Annotated in this window: 14 protein-coding genes and 2 pseudogenes; 3 read left to right on the top strand and 13 right to left on the bottom strand. The window is 72.7% G+C overall.

Features of this window, described 5'->3' with window-relative positions; all coding sequences use genetic code 11:
• The 6 genes and pseudogenes from DVH02_RS21955 to glmS all read right to left on the bottom strand — a co-directional run.
• Positions 1-435, bottom strand: a pseudogene (locus DVH02_RS21955) (alpha/beta hydrolase); the annotation flags it as partial.
• A 95-nt stretch (positions 436-530) separates the two neighbouring features.
• The gene (gene alr, locus DVH02_RS21950) at positions 531-1811 is read right to left on the bottom strand and encodes an alanine racemase (RefSeq protein WP_407697663.1); all 1281 of its coding nucleotides are present in this window, start codon (positions 1809-1811) and stop codon (positions 531-533) included.
• A 114-nt stretch (positions 1812-1925) separates the two neighbouring features.
• A complete protein-coding gene (locus tag DVH02_RS21945; protein ID WP_114625533.1) occupies positions 1926-2492 on the bottom strand; it encodes a Uma2 family endonuclease in 567 nt (188 codons plus the stop codon).
• Positions 2493-2559: 67 nt separating this feature from the next.
• Complete coding sequence (locus tag DVH02_RS21940; RefSeq protein WP_114625532.1) at positions 2560-4062, bottom strand: NAD(P)H-hydrate dehydratase; 1503 nt, start codon at positions 4060-4062, stop codon at positions 2560-2562.
• A 21-nt stretch (positions 4063-4083) separates the two neighbouring features.
• Complete coding sequence (locus DVH02_RS21935) at positions 4084-4452, bottom strand: holo-ACP synthase (protein WP_114625531.1); 369 nt, start codon at positions 4450-4452, stop codon at positions 4084-4086.
• A gap of 20 nt (positions 4453-4472) precedes the next feature.
• Positions 4473-6320, bottom strand: coding sequence for a glutamine--fructose-6-phosphate transaminase (isomerizing) (gene glmS, locus DVH02_RS21930; RefSeq protein WP_114625530.1), 1848 nt, complete (start codon positions 6318-6320; stop codon positions 4473-4475).
• A 267-nt stretch (positions 6321-6587) separates the two neighbouring features.
• Between glmS and coaA the strand changes: the two genes are divergently transcribed.
• Together coaA and DVH02_RS21920 are read left to right on the top strand one after the other, a co-directional pair.
• Complete coding sequence (gene coaA, locus DVH02_RS21925; protein ID WP_114625529.1) at positions 6588-7583, top strand: type I pantothenate kinase; 996 nt, start codon at positions 6588-6590, stop codon at positions 7581-7583.
• A 138-nt stretch (positions 7584-7721) separates the two neighbouring features.
• Positions 7722-8180, top strand: coding sequence for a TIGR03618 family F420-dependent PPOX class oxidoreductase (locus DVH02_RS21920; RefSeq protein ID WP_114625528.1), 459 nt, complete (start codon positions 7722-7724; stop codon positions 8178-8180).
• Between the two features lie 15 nt (positions 8181-8195).
• Here DVH02_RS21920 and DVH02_RS21915 read toward each other — a convergent pair whose 3' ends face one another.
• Positions 8196-9008 (bottom strand): SDR family NAD(P)-dependent oxidoreductase, encoded by an 813-nt coding sequence (locus tag DVH02_RS21915; RefSeq protein WP_114625527.1) that lies wholly within the window; start codon positions 9006-9008, stop codon positions 8196-8198.
• An 86-nt stretch (positions 9009-9094) separates the two neighbouring features.
• On the opposite strand from DVH02_RS21915, the pseudogene DVH02_RS21910 reads away from it, so the two are divergent.
• Positions 9095-9945: pseudogene (locus DVH02_RS21910) on the top strand (helix-turn-helix transcriptional regulator).
• 8 nt (positions 9946-9953) lie between these two features.
• On the opposite strand, the gene DVH02_RS21905 reads toward DVH02_RS21910, so the two are convergent.
• The 6 genes from DVH02_RS21905 to DVH02_RS21875 form a co-directional block, all read right to left on the bottom strand.
• Entirely contained in the window at positions 9954-10355 is a 402-nt protein-coding gene (locus tag DVH02_RS21905; protein ID WP_114625526.1) for a DNA-binding protein, read from the bottom strand.
• Positions 10352-10630, bottom strand: coding sequence for a hypothetical protein (locus DVH02_RS21900; RefSeq protein WP_114625525.1), 279 nt, complete (start codon positions 10628-10630; stop codon positions 10352-10354). Before DVH02_RS21900 ends, DVH02_RS21905 begins: the two co-directional genes overlap by 4 nt.
• A 254-nt stretch (positions 10631-10884) precedes the next feature.
• On the bottom strand, positions 10885-12243 hold the full coding sequence (glmM, locus tag DVH02_RS21895) for a phosphoglucosamine mutase (protein ID WP_114625524.1): 1359 nt from the start codon (positions 12241-12243) through the stop codon (positions 10885-10887).
• Positions 12244-12483: 240 nt separating this feature from the next.
• On the bottom strand, positions 12484-13011 hold the full coding sequence (gene rpsI, locus DVH02_RS21890) for a 30S ribosomal protein S9 (RefSeq protein ID WP_114625523.1): 528 nt from the start codon (positions 13009-13011) through the stop codon (positions 12484-12486).
• A gap of 42 nt (positions 13012-13053) precedes the next feature.
• Entirely contained in the window at positions 13054-13497 is a 444-nt protein-coding gene (gene rplM, locus DVH02_RS21885) for a 50S ribosomal protein L13 (RefSeq protein WP_114625522.1), read from the bottom strand.
• A gap of 306 nt (positions 13498-13803) precedes the next feature.
• Positions 13804-15423 carry an ABC-F family ATP-binding cassette domain-containing protein gene (locus DVH02_RS21875; protein ID WP_114625534.1) on the bottom strand — a complete coding sequence of 540 codons (1620 nt, stop codon included), beginning with the start codon at positions 15421-15423 and terminating at the stop codon, positions 13804-13806.
• Between the last annotated feature and the right edge of the window lie 307 nt (positions 15424-15730).

Below are 15730 nucleotides of genomic sequence, written 5' to 3'. Positions count from 1 at the left end.
TGGCACTTCCAGCGGGCCGCGCAGCGCGGCCCGCTGGAAGTGCCACGCGTCCTGGTTGAGGCAGTAGCCGTGGCTGAAGACGACGGTGACGGGCGCGGGCGCCTTGCGTCCGAAGAGGCGCCTGCGGCGCGGGGCCGAGCCCGCCGCGGCCGGGCCGGTCGCCGGGGCGACCTCGTCGACCTCGTAGTACAGGCGCGTGCCGTCGTCGGCGACGGCCTTGCCCGGGGTGCCGCGCAGCGCGCCGTACGGGCCGGTGGCGTCGAGCGCGAGCTGCGCCTTTCTGCGTATGCCGCGGCCGACGGTCAGGCGTTCGATCGCGACACCGGCGGCGGCTCCGGCGGCGATCACGCCTATCGCGGCACCGGCCACTCCGGCCCGGCGCCAGTTGCCCGCCGCCGCTGCTGCCGCGTCCGCCGCCGCGCTGCTCTCGCTCACCGTGCGCTCCTCGTCGTACCGGACCCGGGCCGTTGCCTATTCAACATGCTCACCGGGGCGTCGGCCCATGCCCCCGGGGCGGCCCCGCGCGCCGCTCAGTCCGCGCCCTGGCCGCGCTGGCCGCTCCCGCCGCTCTGGCCGCTCTCGGCGCGCTCGTTCTCGTAACCGGCGCAGCTCTCGTTCTCGTCACCGGCGCGGCGCTCGTTCTCGTCACCGGCGCGGCTCTCGTTCACGTGGACGCGCGGCACCCGCGCGCCGATACGGGTGACGATCTCGTACGCGATGGTGTCCGCGGCGCGCGCCCAGTCCTCGGCCGTCGGCTCCCCCCGGTCGCCGGGGCCGAACAGGACGGCGCTCTCGCCGGGCTCGGGCGTGTCACCGCCGAGGTCCACCACGAACTGGTCCATCGCGACCCGCCCGGCCACCCGCCGCCGCACCCCGCCGACCAGCACGGGTCCGCGGTCCGAGGCGTGGCGGGGGATGCCGTCGGCGTAGCCGAGGGGGATCAGCCCGAGGGTGGTCTCCTCCGGCGTGACGTACTGGTGCCCGTAGCTGACGCCGTGGCCCGCCGGGACCCGTTTGACCAGGGCGACGGAGGCGGACAGCGTCATCACCGGCCGCAGCCCGAAGTCGGCGGGGACGCCGATCTCGGGGCTGGGCGAGAGGCCGTACAGGGCGATGCCCGCCCTGGCGAGGTCGAAGTGCGACTCGGGGAGCGTCAGCGTCGCCGCGGAGTTGGCGATGTGCCGGACCTCGGGCTCGACGCCCTCCTTCTCGGCGTACGCGAGCATCTCGTGGAAGAGGTCCAGCTGCCCCGCGATCGAGGGGTGCCCCGGCTCGTCGGCGCACGCGAAGTGCGACCAGAGACCGGTGACCTCGACGAGCCCCGCGTCCCGCGCGGCGAGCGCGGCGCCGACCAGCTCCGGCCAGTCGGCGGGCTGGCAGCCGTTGCGGCCGAGGCCGGTGTCGGCCTTGAGCTGGATACGGGCGGGCCGGCCCGCCTCGCGCGCGGCGGCCGTCACCTCGCGCAGCGCCCACCTGCCGCTGACGGACATGTCGAGGTCGGCCTCGATGCCCGCGCGCCAGGGGTCGCCGGGCGTCCACAGCCAGCACATCACCCGCCCGCCGATCCCCGCCGCCCGCAGCGCGAGCGCCTCGTGCGGCGTGGCGGTCCCCAGCCAGGCCGCCCCGGCCGCGCGGGCGGCGCGGGCGACGGGCAGCATGCCGTGCCCGTACGCGTCGGACTTCACGACGGCCATCAGCGCGGTGCCCGCCCCCATCCGGGAGCGCAGGGCCCGCACATTGCCCCGCAGGGCGGCGAGATCGACTTCGGCGCGGGCACGGGGGCCGGCCGAGGTCTGCATGGTTCCGGTCATCGGGCCCAGTCTCTCAGGACAGCGCCCCCGAGCGCGCTCACGGTCGTCGCGCGCCGCCCCGGCCGGGGCGGCGGGGCCCGCCCCTGCCCGCCGGCCCCGGCCCGGCCCGGAGGATCAGATCCGGCCGAGATCGATCTCCACCGGAAAGGGAGCCACGGCCTTGACCACGCCGGTGAACACCTCACCGTCCCGGTAGGTGCTGGTCGCGGGGTCGAGAACGTACGTGTACAGGAGGGGCAGGCCGGTGGCGGCCTGCTCGACCCGCCAGTAGAAGGCGATGCCGGCCCGCGCGTACTGGTCCACCTTGACGACGCGGTCGGTGGTCTCCGACCCCGGCGAGACGACTTCGACGACCAGCAGCACGTGCTCGGGTCGGGTCGGCGAGACGTCGATCGTGTCCGCGCGGTACACGACGACATCGGGACGGCGGTTGGTGAGCGGCACGTCCTGAAGCCGGACGTCGAAGTCCGTGTCGGCGTTCCAGTCGGAACCGGCGGCGCTGTCCAGGGCGTTCGCCAGGATCCGGGCCAGCCGGTTGTGGCCCTTGGACACGCTGGGGCTCACGACGATCATCCCGTCCACGATCTCGATTCCCGCGCACTGCGCCTCGGACCATGACGCGTACCGCTCCGCGGTGATCGGCTCGTGCATCCACGCGGGAGCTACCGGCTCGGCGGTCACGACGCACCTCCAGGGGACTCGCGCGGCGGGCCGGTCCCGCCGGGCCCAACGTACTGTTCTCGCCCCCTCACCCCACCACGTTGCGCCACGCCTCCGGCAGCCACGCCGCCACGTCGTCCGCCGCGACCGGCGCGCCCCGGGAGGCGAGGCGGGCCGACAGGCCGTGCAGGTAGGCGGCTGCCGAGGCGGCGTCGCGGGCGGGCAGACCGGCGGCCAGGAGGGAGCCCGCCAGGCCGGAGAGGACGTCGCCGCTACCGGCCGTGGCCAGCCACGGCGTGCCGGTCGGGTTGACGCGGACCGGCGGCGCCGCTCCCGGTTCCGACGCGGAACCGGACGCGGAGCCGGACGCGGAACCGGACGCGGGCTCGGCCACCAGCGTCGTGGAGCCCTTCAGCAACACCGTCGCGCCGTACCGCGCCGCCAGCTCCCGTACGGCGGCGAGCCGGCCCGCCTCGACCTCCTCGCGGTCCACGCCCAGCAGCGCCGCCGCCTCGCCCGCGTGCGGGGTGAGCAGGGTCGGGGCGGTGCGTTCGCGTACGGTCCGTTCCGCCAGCAGCCGCAGGCCGTCCGCGTCGACCAGCACCGGGACATCGGCGGCCAGTACGTCCGCGACGGCCGCCGCCGCCCAGGAGCCGTCGCCGAGGCCGGGGCCGACGGCCCACGCCTGGACCCGGCCCGCCCCGGACGGCGGCCCCTCGTGCACCAGCGTCTCCGGGAAGCGGGCGAGGACCGCCTCGCCGCCGGGGCCGACGTACCGCACGGCCCCCGCGCCGCCGCGCAGCGCGCCCGAGACGGCGAGGACCGCCGCGCCCGGGTAGCGCGCCGAGCCGGCCACGACGCCGACCACCCCGCGCCGGTACTTGTCGCTCTCGCCCACCGGCACCGGCAGCAGGCGCGCGACGTCCGCGTGCTGGAGCGCCTCCAGCTCGGGCACGGAGGGCAGATACGGGCCGAGCCCGATGTCCACGAGCCGCAGCGCCCCGGCCCGCTCGTGCCCGGGGTCGATCAGCAGCCCCGGCTTGTACGTACCGAACGTCACGGTCGCGTCCGCGCGCACCGCCTCGCCCGTCACCTCGCCGCTGTCCGCCTCCACCCCGCTCGGCAGATCGACGGCCACGACCATCGCGCCGCCGCCCCTGGCGGCCCGTACCACCGGCAGCGCGTCGGGGCGCAGCCCGCCGTGGCCGCCGATGCCGGTGATGCCGTCCAGCACGAGATCGGCGGTGGCGAGCACCTCGAAGGGGTCCTCGGCGACCCGGCCGCCCGCGGCGAGCAGCGCCGCCAGGCCGCCGGGGTGCGTACGGCCGGGAGCGAGCGGTACGACGCGTACCCCGGCGCCCCTGCGGGCCAGCCGGGCACCGGCGTACAGGGCGTCGCCGCCGTTGTCACCGCTGCCGACGAGCAGGACGACGCGCGCGCCGTACACCCGGCCCAGCAGGTCCTTCAGCAGCCCGGCGCAGGCCGTGGCGAGACCGGCGGCGGCGCGCTTCATCAGCGCGCCCTCCGGCAGCCGGGCCATCAGCTCGCGCTCGGCGTTCCTGACGGCGTCCACGCTGTGAGCAGTACGCATGCCTCAAGCCTCCTCCACTCATCAACCCTCCGCGATCACGACGGCCGACGCCACCCCCGCGTCGTGGCTGAGCGAGACGTGCCAGCTGCGCACACCCAGCTCCGCCGCGCGCGCCGCGACCGTCCCGCGCACCCGCAGCCGGGGCTGCCCGCTGCCCTCCTGCCAGACCTCGGCGTCGGTCCAGTGCAGCCCGGGAGGCGCGCCGAGCGCCTTCGCGACGGCTTCCTTGGCGGCGAACCGGGCCGCCAGGGAGGCGACCCCGCGCCGCTCGCCGCTCGGCAGGAGCAGCTCGCTCCGCGAGAAGAGCCGGTCGGCGAGTTGCGGGGTCCTTTCCAGGGACGCGGCGAACCGGTCGATGGCGGCCACGTCGATACCCACGCCGATGATCATTCGTCAGACCTCACAGAATCTCACTCCACCGTCACGGACTTGGCCAGGTTCCTGGGCTGGTCCACCTCGTTGCCGCGCGCCGTCGCCAGCTCGCACGCGAACACCTGCAACGGCACGGTAGCCACCAGCGGCTGAAGGAGCGTCGGAGTCACCGGGATCCGGATCAGATGATCCGCGTACGGCGCCACCTCCTCGTCCCCCTCCTCCGCGATCACGATCGTGCGCGCGCCCCTGGCCCTGATCTCCTGGATGTTGGACACGATCTTGTCGTGCAGCACCGAGCGCCCGCGCGGCGACGGTACGACGACGACCACCGGCAGGTCCTCCTCGACGAGCGCGATCGGGCCGTGCTTCAGCTCGCCCGCCGCGAACCCCTCCGCGTGCATGTACGCCAGCTCCTTGAGCTTGAGCGCGCCCTCCAGCGCCACCGGGTAGCCGACATGCCGGCCGAGGAACAGCACCGTCTTCTTGTCCTTGAGCGAGCGCGCCAGCTCCCGTACCGGCTCCATGGTCTCCAGGACGCGTTCCACGTCGTCCGCGATCCGCGCCAGGTCCCGTACGACGGCCCTGATCTCGTCGCCCCACTTCGTACCGCGCCGCTGCCCCAGGTAGAGCGCGACCAGGTAGCAGGCCACCAGCTGGGTCAGGAACGCCTTGGTGGAGGCGACGGCGACCTCGGGGCCCGCGTGCGTGTAGAGGACCGCGTCCGACTCCCGGGGGATGGTCGACCCGTTGGTGTTGCAGATGGCCAGCACCTTCGCGCCCTGCTCACGGGCGTGCCGCAGGGCCATCAGCGTGTCCATGGTCTCGCCCGACTGCGAGATCGCGATGACCAGGGTGCGCGGGTCCAGGATCGGGTCGCGGTAGCGGAACTCGCTGGCCAGCTCCACCTCGCAGGGCATCCGGGTCCAGTGCTCGATGGCGTACTTCGCGATCAGCCCGGCGTGGAAGGCCGTCCCGCACGCCACGATGACGACCTTGTCGACCTCGCGCAGGACGGCCGCCGGGATGCGCACCTCGTCCAGGGTCAGCGCGCCCTCGCCGTCGATCCGGCCCAGCAGGGTGTCGGCGACGGCCCTGGGCTGTTCGGCGATCTCCTTGAGCATGAAGGAGGCGTAGCCGCCCTTCTCGGCGGCCGAGGCGTCCCAGTCGACGTGGTACGAGCGGACCTCGGCCGGGGCGCCGTCGAAGTCCGTGACCGTCACCCCGTCGCGGCGCACCTCGACGACCTGGTCCTGGCCCAGCTCGATGGCGGAGCGGGTGTACGCGATGAACGCGGCGACGTCGGAGGCGAGGAACGCCTCGCCCTCCCCGACGCCCACCACCAGCGGGGAGTTGCGGCGCGCGCCGACCACCACGTCCGGCGCGTCCGCGTGCACGGCGACGAGCGTGAAGGCGCCCTCCAGGCGTCGGCAGACCTGCCGCATGGCCTCGGCGAGGTCGCCACAGGCCGAGAACGCCTCGGCGAGCAGATGCGACACGGCCTCGGTGTCGGTCTCCGAGCCCAGGTCGTGGCCCCGGCCGGTGAGTTCGGAGCGCAGTGCGGCGAAGTTCTCGATGATGCCGTTGTGGACGACGGCCACGCGCCCCGCGTTGTCCAGATGGGGGTGGGCGTTGGCGTCGGTCGGGCCACCGTGGGTGGCCCACCTGGTGTGTCCGATCCCGGTGACACCGCTCGGCAACGGCCGTTCCACCAGGGCTTTCTCCAGATTGACGAGCTTGCCGGCCTTCTTCGCCGAGGCGAGTCCGCCGTCGGCGAGCACCGCGACCCCGGCCGAGTCGTACCCCCGGTACTCCAGCCGCTTGAGGCCCGCGACGACGACGTCGAGCGCCGACTGTCCGCCGACGTAACCCACGATTCCGCACATAACGCTCCCTTTCGTGCCGTAGAGGCCGGGCGGATGGGCGGGGCGGCGTCATCCACCCTTCGACCCGCTCGGGACGCATCGTCGCAGAAGGGACGGCGCCGGGAAGGGAGCGCGCGCCCCGGGCGCGGTTCGCGCCGGGCACGCTGGCCGCGCCCCGGCCCGGCCGCGCCCCGGACCGGCCACACCCTCCCGGCGGCCCCCGGCCCGGCCGCGCCGCGTGATGTAACACACCAGCCACAATCCGCCACGACCGCCGACAATGGCTCAGTGATCACTGAGCCGCCACGAGGCGCCCCCCGCCGGGGCGAGCACGGACCGACCCCGTACGTCGACCTCTCCCGCGACGAATGGAGCGCGCTGCGCGACAAGACGCCGCTGCCGCTGACCGCCGAGGAGGTCGAGGCGCTGCGCGGGCTCGGCGACGTCATCGACCTGGACGAGGTACGGGACGTCTATCTGCCGCTGTCCCGGCTGCTGAACCTCTACGTCCAGGCGACGGCCGGGCTGCGCGGCGCGCTCAACACGTTCCTCGGGGACGCGGGAGGCGGCCACGGCGCCCAGCGCGGTACGCCCTTCGTCATAGGGGTGGCGGGCAGCGTGGCCGTCGGCAAGTCCACCGTGGCCCGGCTGCTGCAAGCGCTCCTCGCACGCTGGCCCGAGCACCCGAGGGTCGAACTCGTCACGACCGACGGCTTCCTGCTCCCGATGAAGGAGCTGATCGCCCGGGGGCTGATGGGCCGCAAGGGCTTCCCCGAGTCGTTCGACCGGCGGGCGCTGACCCGTTTCGTCGCCGACATCAAGGCGGGCAAGGACGAGGTCAGCGCCCCCGTCTACTCGCATCTGATCTACGACATCGTCCCCGGCGAACTGCTCACCGTGCGCCGCCCCGACATCCTCATCGTGGAGGGCCTCAACGTCCTCCAGCCCGCCCTGCCCGGCAAGGACGGCAGAACGAGGGTCGCCCTCGCCGACTACTTCGACTTCAGCGTGTACGTGGACGCCAGGCCCGAGGACATCGAGACCTGGTACCTCAACCGCTTCCGACGGCTGCGCGAGACGGCCTTCCAGGACCCGTCCTCGTACTTCAGGAAGTACACCCAGGTCTCCGAGGAGGAGGCCCTCGACTACGCCCGCACCACCTGGCGCACCATCAACCTGCCCAACCTGCTGGAGAACGTGGCCCCCACCCGGGGCCGCGCCACCCTGGTCCTGCGCAAGGGCCCGGACCACAAGGTCCAGCGCCTCTCGCTGCGCAAGCTCTGACGCCGCGCGGGCGCCCGTACCCCCGGCGGCCGTACGGGCTTCCGTATCCCCGGCGGCCGTACGGGTGCCTCCCGCGGTCGCGCCCCCGCGCCCGATCCACGCCGGAATAGCCCTGCCGGGGCGGGAGTTGGCCCCGTCATGGCAGAAGACCCCGCACCCCGCGTCCTGTCCGACGACGCGCTCTCCGCGCTGCTGAGCACACAGCAGTTCGGCACCCTGGCCACCAACAAGCGCAATGGCCATCCGCATCTCACCACCATGGTCTACAGCTGGGACCCGGCGTCCCGCACCGCGCGCTTCTCCACGACCGCCGACCGCGTCAAGGTGGGCCACCTCCGCCGCGACCCCCGCGCGGCCCTGCACGTGCCCGGCGGCGACGTCTGGTCGTTCGCCGTGGCCGAGGGAGAGGCCGAGGTCTCCGAGCCCACCACGGTCCCGGGCGACGCGACCGGCCGCGAGCTGCTCGCGATGCTCCCGGAGGTCGCGAAGCCGGCGGATGTGGACGCGTTCCTGGCGCAGGCGGTCGCCGAGCGCCGTGTGGTCGTCCGGCTGAAGGCGCACCGCCTGTACGGCACGGCGCTCGACGTCAGCGGCTGAGCTGCCCGCCCGGCGTCACGCCCGCAGGCCGCCGTCGACCGACAGGACCACGCCGGTCACGTAGGAGGAACGGTCGCTCAGCAGCCAGGCGGCCGACTCGGCGATCTCCTCGGGCGCGGCGGCGCGGCGCAGCGGGGTCTGCGCGCTGATCTGGTCGATGACGCCGGGGGTCGCGTCGTCCCAGGTGCGGATCATGTCGGTCAGGGTGCCGCCGGGGGCGATGGCGTTGACGCGGATGCCTTCGGGGCCGTAGGTGACGGCGGCGGACTCGGTGAGGCTGTTGACCGCGCGCTTCATCGCCCCGTACGAGGGCAGCGCGGGGTTGCCCCTGAGGCTGCCGACGCTGGAGTTGTTGACGATGGCCCCGGTCCCGGCGGTGGCCCGGATGGCGGCGACCTCGGCGGACAGGGCGAACCAGGCGCCCTTGAGGTTGACGGCGTAGACCTCGTCGAACTCCTCCTCGGTCACCTCGTCCACGGGGCCGGGGCGCACGATCGTCGCGCCGTTGTTGAAGGCGACGTCGAGCCGCCCGTACACCTCCACGACACGGTCGACGGCGGCGCGCACACTGGCGGCGTCGGCCAGGTCGCAGACGACGTACTCCGCGGTGCCGCCCGCCGCCCGCACTTCCTCGGTGACGGCCTTGAGCTGGGTTTCCGTCCTGGCCGCGAGCATCACCCTGGCGCCCTCCCGGGCGAACAGCCGGGCGGCGGCGGCGCCGATGCCGCGTCCGGCGCCGGTGATGAAGGCGACCTTGCCGTCCAGCAGGCCGAGGGACGCCGGGGCGGCGGTTTCGCTGATCTGTGTGTGGTCCTGTGTGGTGTCCATGCCTCTCACCGTGCGTCCGGCGGCGGGGGCTATCCAGGCACCGGCTGTACCTGGATGGAGTCGGCGGCCCGCCGCACACTGGGGGTGTGGACAGACAAGAACTCGCCGATTTCCTGCGCAGCAGGCGCGAGCGGATCGCCCCCGCGGAGGCCGGGCTGCCCGCCGGGCCGCGCCGCCGTACGCCGGGGCTGCGCCGCGAGGAGGTGGCGCAGCTGGCGTTCATCTCGACCGAGTACTACACGCGGCTGGAGCAGGCCCGTGCCCCGCGCCCGTCGCGCGAGGTGCTGGCCGGTCTGGCCCGCGCGCTGCGGCTGTCGGACGCGGAACGCGCCCACGTGCACCATCTGGCCGGGGCCCCGCCGGGCCCGCCGCCCGGCCCCTCCCGTGAGGTGCGGCAGTCCATCCTCGACCTGCTGAACCGGCTGCCGCAGGCCGCGGCGATGGTGATGTCCGCGGCGGGCGAGGTGATCGCCTGGAACGATCTGGCCGCCGCCCTCATGGAGGACTTCTCCGCGCTGCCGCGCCGCGACCGCAACTTCACCCGCCGTGTCTTCCTCGGACCGCACGGTGCGGACGGCCCCCTGTACGGGCTCGCGGACGCGGCGGAGTTCGCCCGCTCGGCGGCCCAGGACCTGCGCGCCACCGCCGCCCGCTACCCCGACGACCCCGAGGTGTCCGGCCTGGTGGCCGAACTGCTCTCCGGCAGCGAGGAGTTCACCCGCCTGTGTCCTCCCACGACGTGGCGTCGCCGCCCGCGCTGTGCAAGACGTTCCGCCACCCGATGGTCGGCCCGACCACCGTGAACTGCGACGTCCTCCAGATCGCCGACCGGGACCAGCGGGTCGTGATCTACACCGCCGACCCCGGCTCCCGGTCCGAGGAGGCGCTGCGGCTGCTGTCGGTCGTCGGCACGCAGAGCATGGACGTACCGGGCTGAGGGCCCGGTCAGACCTTGACGATGCGAATGTCCCGGCCGCAGAGCAGTTCCAGGTCCTCGGGGTCCGAGGTGAGAATCATGGCCGGTCGTCGGGCCTGCAGGGCGGTGGCCGCGACCACGGCGTCGATGGCGTACTTGTGCCCGTGCAGTCCCGCGTCCTTGAGCAGCGCCATGGCTTTTCTGCCGATGGCCTCACTGACAGGTTCCACCACCAGCCGGGACACGACCCAGTCGAATCGAGGCTGGTTCACTCGCCGGTGGTGGGCCTCGATCAGAGTCAGGACGCTCGCTACCACGCGCATGTCCTCGTCCTGAGCGCCACGGACGAGGCTCATGACCCGACGGTCGTCCAACGCGACCTTGGACAGTCCCTCGCTGTCCAGAACCAGGGTGCCCCCCTGCCCCGTCAGGCCGCGTTCCCAGCGGCTTGGTCATCGCCCCGCAGTTCGGCGCGGGCGGCGTCGATCTCCTCCTGGGTGAACGCACCGTGCGCGGACTCGTGCGCGGCCACGAGTTCGGCGAGATCGTCGCGCTCGATCTGCCGCTGCACCGCCGCGTCGACGTAAGCGCTGAAGCCCCGCTTCCCGGCCCGCGCGCGCACAGCGGAGATGTTCCCCACGTGCAGGCTCACCGAGACGTTCGCCGTTGGCCCTTCTCCCACACCGAAGGTCGCGTCATCACTCATGCCACGATTCTAATAGAAAGAGTCTTAGACGGGCGTGGGATCGCGCGGAACCACCTTCCGAGACACCTTCCGCGATACCTTCCGCGATACCTTCCGCGCAGGCAAAGGGGCGGCAAGGAACCCGCGGGCCCAGGTCACGCGGGCGGGCCCGGCTCACGCCGTACCCGCCACGCTCCCGCGCCGGACGTCGGCCCCGCGCCACCATTACCGCCCCAATCCGGCCCGGTGCCACCGGCACCGCACGCACCGCCCCGTCAGCCCAGCGTCGCCTTCACCGCGTCCGCCAGCCGGCTCGCCACCGAGCGGGCCTGGTCGATGTCCGCGGCCTCGACCATGACCCGGACCAGCGGCTCCGTGCCCGAGGGGCGCAGCAGGACGCGGCCCGTCGTGCCCAGGTCGCGTTCGGCCTCCGATACCGCCGAGGCCAGCTCCGCCGAGGTCTTCACCCGGGACTTGTCGACGTCCGGGACGTTGACGAGGACCTGCGGCAGCCGGTCCATCACGCCGGCCAGGTCGGCGAGCGTGCGGCCGGTCGCGGCGACGCGGGCGGCCAGCATGAGGCCGGTGAGGGTGCCGTCGCCGGTGGTGGCGTGGTCGAGGACGATGACGTGGCCCGACTGCTCGCCGCCGAGGGCGTAGCCGTGCTCCTTCATGGATTCGAGGACGTACCGGTCGCCGACCGCCGTCTCGACCAGGTGGATGCCCTCGCGCTCCATCGCCATCTTGAAGCCCAGGTTGGACATGACGGTCCCGACGACCGCGTCGCCTCGCAGGGTCTTCGCCTCGCGCATCGCCAGGGCCAGCACCGCGAGGATCTGGTCGCCGTCGACCTCCTCGCCCGCGCCGTCCACGGCCAGGCAGCGGTCCGCGTCGCCGTCGTGGGCGATGCCGAAGTCGGCGCCGTGTTCGACGACGGCGGCCTTGAGCAGTCCCAGGTGGGTGGAGCCGCAGCCGTCGTTGATGTTCAGCCCGTCGGGCTCGGCGCCGATCGTGATGACCTCGGCCCCCGCGCGGGCGAACGCCTCAGGCGACACCCGGGCCGCCGCGCCGTGCGCCTCGTCCAGGACGACCTTGAGGCCGTCGAGCCGGTTCGGCAGCACGCCGATCAGATGTGCCACGTACTGATCGAAACCTTCGTCGTACGTACGGACCCGGCCGACGCCCGCGCCGGTCGGCCGCGCCCACGGCTCGCCGGTGCGGTGCTCCTCGTAGATCTTCTCGATCCGGTCCTCCAGCTGGTCGGCCAGCTTGTGGCCGCCGCGCGCGAAGAACTTGACGCCGTTGTCGGGCATGGCGTTGTGGCTCGCGGAGAGCATCACGCCGAGGTCGGCGCCGAGCACACCGGTGAGATACGCCACCGCCGGGGTGGGCAGCACCCCGACGCGCAGGACGTCCACGCCCGCGCTGGCGAGCCCCGCGACGACCGCCGCCTCCAGGAATTCGCCGGACGCGCGGGGGTCGCGGCCGACCACCGCCGTGGGCCGATGCCCTTCGAACGTCCCCACTTCGCCGAGCACATGCGCCGCCGCCACCGACAGGCCGAGCGCCAGCTCGGCCGTCAGATCGGCGTTGGCGACGCCGCGCACGCCGTCCGTGCCGAAGAGTCGTCCCACAGCTCTCCCTCCGAGAAACGCCCGGCGCCGATATATCCGCACCGACCGTAAATGCTCCGAAATTGCAAACTTATGTGCGCTCAAGTCGGCGCATGAATGCGATTGAGCGACCAATGAGCGTCTCATGCTGTTATACGCCCGAGTAACCAAGAAAACGAACGCCCCGGCAGCACGGAGTGCCGCCGGGGCGTTCGTATGCCGTAAAGCCAAGCCGTAACGGCTGGTCCGGCAAGCGAGCGACTAGCGCTTGCTGTACTGCGGCGCCTTGCGGGCCTTCTTGAGACCGGCCTTCTTGCGCTCGACCGCACGGTCGTCGCGGCTCAGGAAGCCGGCCTTCTTCAGCGTGGCGCGGTTGTTGTCCACGTCCGCCTCGTTGAGCGAGCGGGCCACGCCGAGGCGCAGGGCGCCGGCCTGACCGGAGACGCCGCCACCCGAGATACGGGCGATGACGTCGTAGCGGTTGTCCAGTTCGAGCACCTTGAAGGGCTCGTTGACAGCCTGCTGGTGCACCTTGTTGGGGAAGTACTCCTCAAGGGTGCGACCGTTGATCTTCCACTTGCCGGTGCCCGGAACGATCCGGACGCGGGCGATGGCGTTCTTGCGACGGCCCAGGCCCGCCGCCGGCTGGGGGTCGCCGAAGCGGCCCGCCAGCGACTCGGAGGTGTACTCACCCTCGACGGGGACCTCCGACTCGAAGGTCGTCACCGCGTCGAAGGTCTCCTCGGCCTCGGGGGCCTCGACGGGGGTCTCTGCAGTGGTCTCGGCCACGATGCTCCTCAGATTTCTTTTCGTCTTAGGGGGTGGCCGGAACTACTGCGCGACCTGGGTGATCTCGAACGGGACCGGCTGCTGCGCAGCGTGCGGGTGCTGGTCACCCGAGTAGATCTTCAGCTTCGAGAGCATCTGACGGCCCAGGGTGTTCTTGGGGATCATGCCCTTGATGGCCTTCTCGACGGCCTTCTCGGGGTTCTTGGCGAGCAGCTCGTCGTAGCGGACGGAGCGCAGACCACCCGGGTAGCCGGAGTGGCGGTACGCCATCTTCTGGGTCTTCTTGTTGCCGGACAGGTGCACCTTGTCCGCGTTGACGATGATGACGAAGTCACCGGTGTCGACGTGGGGCGCGTAGATCGCCTTGTGCTTACCGCGCAGAAGGTTGGCGGCGGTGGTCGCCAGACGGCCCAGGACGATGTCCTGCGCGTCGATGATGTGCCACTGGCGCGTCACATCGCCGGGCTTGGGGCTGTACGTACGCACGGTCGTATGCCTTCGCTTCTTCAGTGAGTGGAGTCCTGACAAGGCCACCCGGACGATCACGACAGCCCTGGTGGTACGCCGGGGACGCAACCCGTGTACCTACCGCTGTCCATCGGCCCGGTGGACCGGCGTAAGGGCCCCTCGCGTGAGAACGACCAAGCCAATACGCATAACGAACCAGCAGAATACCGCCGCTGCCCCGTACGGGTCAAAACGAGGTCCCGGCCGCCCCGGACCACGCCCGGGACCACGCCCGGGACCACGCCCCGGACCACGCCCGGCCCCCGCCCCAAGGGCCGCCGGCCCTCACCGCTCCCGCACCACCCGGCCCTCGTCCCACACCGGCTCCGGCGCCTCCCGCACCAGCCCGTCCGCCCCGAACACCAGATAGCGGTCGAACGTACGGGCGAACCACCGGTCGTGCGTGACCGCGAGCACCGTCCCCTCGTACGCCTCCAGGCCGTCCTGCAGCGCCTCCGCCGACTCCAGGTCCAGGTTGTCCGTCGGCTCGTCCAGCAGCAGCGCCGTCGTCCCGGCCAGCTCCAGCAGCAGGATCTGGAACCGCGCCTGCTGCCCGCCCGACAGCTTCTCGAAGGGCTGGTCCCCCTGGCCGCTCAGCTCGTACCGGCGCAGCACGCTCATCGCCCCGCCCCGGTCCTTCGCGTGCTCCGCCCACAGGATGTCGACCAGCGTGCGCCCCACCAGCTCGGGGTGGGCGTGGGTCTGCGCGAAGTGGCCCGGCACGACCCGGGCGCCCAGCTTCCACATCCCCTCGTGCCGCACGTCCTCCCCGGCCAGCAGCCGCAGGAAGTGCGACTTGCCCGAGCCGTTCGACCCCAGGACCGCCACCCGCTCGCCGTAGTAGATCTCCAGCGAGAAGGGCTTCATCAACCCGGTCAGCTCAAGGTTCTCGCAGGTCAGCGCCCGCACGCCGGTACGTCCACCGCGCAGCCGCATGGTGATCTCCTGCTCGCGCGGCGGCTCGGGCGGCGGTCCCGCCTCCTCGAACTTGCGCAGCCGGGTCTGCGCGGCCGAGTACCGCGACGCCATCTCGTGGCTGACCGAGGCCGCCTGCCGCAGATTGACCACCAGCCGCTTGAGCTGCGCGTGCTTCTCCTCCCAGCGCCGCTTCAGCTCCTCGAAGCGCGCGAACCGCTCCCTGCGCGCCTCGTGGTACGTGTCGAACCCGGCGCCGTGCACCCATACGTCCGAGCCGGCCGGCCCCGGCTCCACACTGACGATCTTCTCGGCGGCCCTGGCCAGCAGCTCCCGGTCGTGCGAGATGAACAGGACCGTCTTACGGGTCTCGCGCAGCCGCTCCTCCAGCCACCGCTTGCCCGGTACGTCCAGATAGTTGTCCGGCTCGTCCAGCAGCAGCACCTCGTCGGGCCCGCGCAACAGAGCCTCCAGAACCAGCCGCTTCTGCTCGCCGCCGCTCAGCGTGCGCAGCGCGCGGAACTGCGCCGTGTCGTACGGCACACCGAGGGCGGCCATCGTGCACATGTCCCAGACGGTCTCGGCCTCGTACCCGTGCGCCTCGGCCCAGTCGCTCAGCGCCTGCGCGTACGCCATCTGCGCGGCCTCGTCGTCGACCGTCATGATCGCGTGCTCGGCCGCGTCGACGGCGGCGGCGGCCTCCCCGATACGCGGCTGGGCGACGGATACCAGCAGGTCGCGTACGGTCCGCTCGTCCCGTACCGACCCCACGAACTGCGACATCACGCCGAGCCCGCCGCTGACACCCACCGTGCCGCCGTGCGGCTTCAGCTCCCCCGCGATCAGTCGCAGCAGTGTGGTCTTGCCCGCGCCGTTGGCCCCCACGAGCGCCACGACGGCGCCCTCCGCGACGCGGAACGAGGCGTCGGCGAGCAGCACCCGTCCGTCGGGGAGGTAGTACTCCAGGTGCGCGGCCTCTAGATGTCCCATGTCCGGCATTGTCGGTGCAGACGGCTCCTGGGCCCAATCGGTTTCCGGTCTCCGGACCCGTTCCCGGGGCAGACCCCGGGCGGGCGCGGGCTTAAACTCCGGGCATGAGCTTTGGGCAAGGGGGGGCCTCCTGGGGTGACCCCGGTTCACCGGGACACGACCCGCATGGATCACAGGACCCGTACGCATCGCAGGCACCATACGGAACATCGCCAGCACCGCAGCCGTACCCGCAAGAGCCGTACGCGCAGGACCCGTTCGCCCAGAACGCGTTCGGACCCTCGAACCGGTTCGGCGCGGCCGAGCG

The sequence above is a fragment of the Streptomyces corynorhini genome, assembly GCF_003346515.1.
GTDB lineage: Bacteria > Actinomycetota > Actinomycetes > Streptomycetales > Streptomycetaceae > Streptomyces > Streptomyces corynorhini.
The sequence above is the reverse complement of the archived record's forward strand: the minus strand, read 5'-3'. Positions and strand labels throughout refer to the sequence as shown.

What these genes read in the sequence shown, in the direction of transcription:
- alr (WP_407697663.1), bottom strand. Translation starts at nt 1,811, where the DNA reads ATGACCGGAACCATGCAGACCTCGGCCGGCCCCCGTGCCCGCGCCGAA.
- DVH02_RS21940 (WP_114625532.1), bottom strand. Translation starts at nt 4,062, where the DNA reads ATGCGTACTGCTCACAGCGTGGACGCCGTCAGGAACGCCGAGCGCGAG.
- DVH02_RS21935 (WP_114625531.1), bottom strand. Translation starts at nt 4,452, where the DNA reads ATGATCATCGGCGTGGGTATCGACGTGGCCGCCATCGACCGGTTCGCC.
- glmS (WP_114625530.1), bottom strand. Translation starts at nt 6,320, where the DNA reads ATGTGCGGAATCGTGGGTTACGTCGGCGGACAGTCGGCGCTCGACGTC.
- DVH02_RS21920 (WP_114625528.1), top strand. Translation starts at nt 7,722, where the DNA reads ATGGCAGAAGACCCCGCACCCCGCGTCCTGTCCGACGACGCGCTCTCC.
- DVH02_RS21915 (WP_114625527.1), bottom strand. Translation starts at nt 9,008, where the DNA reads ATGGACACCACACAGGACCACACACAGATCAGCGAAACCGCCGCCCCG.
- DVH02_RS21900 (WP_114625525.1), bottom strand. Translation starts at nt 10,630, where the DNA reads ATGAGTGATGACGCGACCTTCGGTGTGGGAGAAGGGCCAACGGCGAAC.
- DVH02_RS21875 (WP_114625534.1), bottom strand. Translation starts at nt 15,423, where the DNA reads ATGGGACATCTAGAGGCCGCGCACCTGGAGTACTACCTCCCCGACGGA.